This is a genomic window from Candidatus Jidaibacter acanthamoeba, assembly GCF_000815465.1.
Taxonomy (GTDB): domain Bacteria; phylum Pseudomonadota; class Alphaproteobacteria; order Rickettsiales; family Midichloriaceae; genus Jidaibacter; species Jidaibacter acanthamoebae.
The window spans coordinates 1-2,270 of record NZ_JSWE01000028.1 but is presented as its reverse complement, the minus strand read 5'-3'; the positions used below and the strand labels follow the sequence as shown (position 1 = coordinate 2,270).

Here is a 2,270-nt window from a genome sequence, read left to right as displayed (position 1 = left end):
AGCATTTAGCTGTAAATCTAAATTTGTTCTTGGGTTGAGACCCTTGCATATCCTATAAGCATTATTTCCTCTCAAAACTCACCTTTATAGTACATTTTGAGAAGCTTAATTTAAAGAAATAGTTTTGAGAGCTTAATTAGTTATTAATACGACAAATTTACATGGATTAAACTTTCCTCTCAAAAAGGATCATTTCTTATACTTACAAAATTTAAATATAACTTAATTAATAGTATGAAATTATTTTTACTGATTTTTAATCTTCATTTATGTTTTCCTATTTTATCAAATATATATAATTCTTCTCCGGCAATATTTTTTACCCTCTCCCCCATACTCTCACATCACCGGCACCATTACTTCCTTTTAGGGATCACGATAGAAATGCAATATACTAAGCTTGAGAGCATAGAATAAATGTAATTAGAATATAATGTGAATAGATGTCTTAATAGCAGGTTAATTTTAAGAATTATAAAAATAAATAACAACTAAATACTAAAGCAGCTATAAACCAAGGTAAGAATTATTTTTATCCTTGTCATGTCTTCTTTTAAACATTTCAGGGGATGTTATCTCGCGACAATCTAATTGAAAATGCGTCAAAGAGGCTTCCGTTAGAATTTTTTTTATAACTGACTGTTGCAGCTTATCTGACAGTGTCTTCACATGTTCTATATTCTCCACCACCGGAGCAGGAGGTAAATTCCATAATGACTGGCTATAATGTGGTACAATTCTATCTGAATTAGCACCAGTGTCAACGCCATTTGCCAAGGAAACTAATAATGCATTTTCTGCATATAAATTAGTACAACTTATACTCATGAATAATGGGCTAATATTTAAAACTGTAACAGGGGGCAAAGTATTTCGTGCGAAAGTCACTATATCTAGTGATGCCATGAGTTCTTGCTCAATTTTTTCCTCTTTTGCCCAGCTAAATAGTATTAAGGCAAAGGAAGCAACACTCACGCCTGTATTAGTATATTCAAGGATAGTTGTTTTACTACCTTCCTTAGCTCGAATAATAATTTCTTGAGGGGATAAACCTATGCCTTGCAAATATTTTCTATAATTTTCTTGAAGTTCAGTATTAGGAAATGGCCTATCCCCTATGTAAAAATTTCCGCTAAATTCTTTTTGACGATCTAAAAAGCTACCAGAAAAAGGAATATACCCAAATTCACCTTTTTCACTACGTGCCTTTGCTAGCATTTCGGACGCTTTTACTATCCATGCAGGACTTTGGCCCAGAGAGAAAATCCGTGAGCTTGGAAAGGTACTCAAGATAGTGCTGGCAAACTCAACAATTTTATCAAAATTACTATCATCTTGCCACCAGGGTGGTTGCTTATTAAAAAAGGGCTTTGTTTTAAGCTTTTGTTTACGTATTGGTTCTTTATAATGATATTGACCATCTTTTAAAAATACAACACCTGTATGACTTATAATTATATCTTCTAAGTCGGAACTAATTGTGCGATTTTTACCACCATTTTTTATATCAGTTGTGGAATTTAGAAACTCAACTATTTGTGTTTCTTCAAATATTTTTTGTTCTTCCCCACTTGCTGTTTTAAAAGCAACTGAAAGACTTGGTATAAAACTACCTGGATATGTATATATAGCTGATATGTCAGAAATTATAATGTTATTGTTTATCCTTGGCATAAAGTGTTTATTAAAAATCTATCTTAGGCCATTATATATAATAGAATGCAAGATAAAAGTCAATAATGTTAATATTTTACATATATTTAAGATAATTGCGAATTCTTAGCATACGGTAAGTTATAAGTCTCATTAATGCATTATAATGAATAATCGTTACGATTAAGCGCATCATATAATGTGGATGGCTTTATTCCAAAAGTTCTACAAATTGAGGCTTTGCTAACTCCTGATTTTAAGTCATCCAAAATAGCTTCCATCTTTTCTTCATCAATAACTCTTGGTCTACCTCCAATTCGACCGCGTCTCTTTGCGGACTCAAGACCTGCTATAACTCTTTCCCCGGTTAATGCTCTTTCATACCGGGCTAATGAACCAAATAATTGAAACAAAAGTTCACCATGCAGTGTGGTGGTATCCATTTGCTCAGTGATAGAACGGAATGCTATTCCCTTCTCATGAAGATTATTCATGATACTTAGTAAATGGGGTAAAGAGCGGTTATTAAGCAGGGTTGCTGGTACCGTCAACTTAACCATTTATTAAGCTAGTATATAATATTAATATAAAAATATATAGGTCTAGTGATGTATAAG

At 32.5% G+C, this 2,270-nt stretch carries 2 protein-coding genes; both read right to left on the bottom strand.

Annotation, left to right across the window (positions count from 1 at the left end):
• Window positions 1-507 precede the first annotated feature (507 nt).
• Window positions 508-1,674 (bottom strand): hypothetical protein, encoded by a 1,167-nt coding sequence (locus NF27_RS00400; RefSeq protein ID WP_039454611.1) that lies wholly within the window; start codon window positions 1,672-1,674, stop codon window positions 508-510.
• A gap of 140 nt (window positions 1,675-1,814) precedes the next feature.
• Window positions 1,815-2,213: a recombinase family protein gene (locus tag NF27_RS00395; protein WP_084212736.1), complete on the bottom strand. Its 399-nt coding sequence runs from the start codon at window positions 2,211-2,213 to the stop codon at window positions 1,815-1,817.
• Window positions 2,214-2,270 lie beyond the last annotated feature (57 nt).

What these genes read in the sequence shown, in the direction of transcription:
- NF27_RS00400 (WP_039454611.1), bottom strand. Translation starts at nt 1,674, where the DNA reads ATGCCAAGGATAAACAATAACATTATAATTTCTGACATATCAGCTATA.
- NF27_RS00395 (WP_084212736.1), bottom strand. Translation starts at nt 2,213, where the DNA reads ATGGTTAAGTTGACGGTACCAGCAACCCTGCTTAATAACCGCTCTTTA.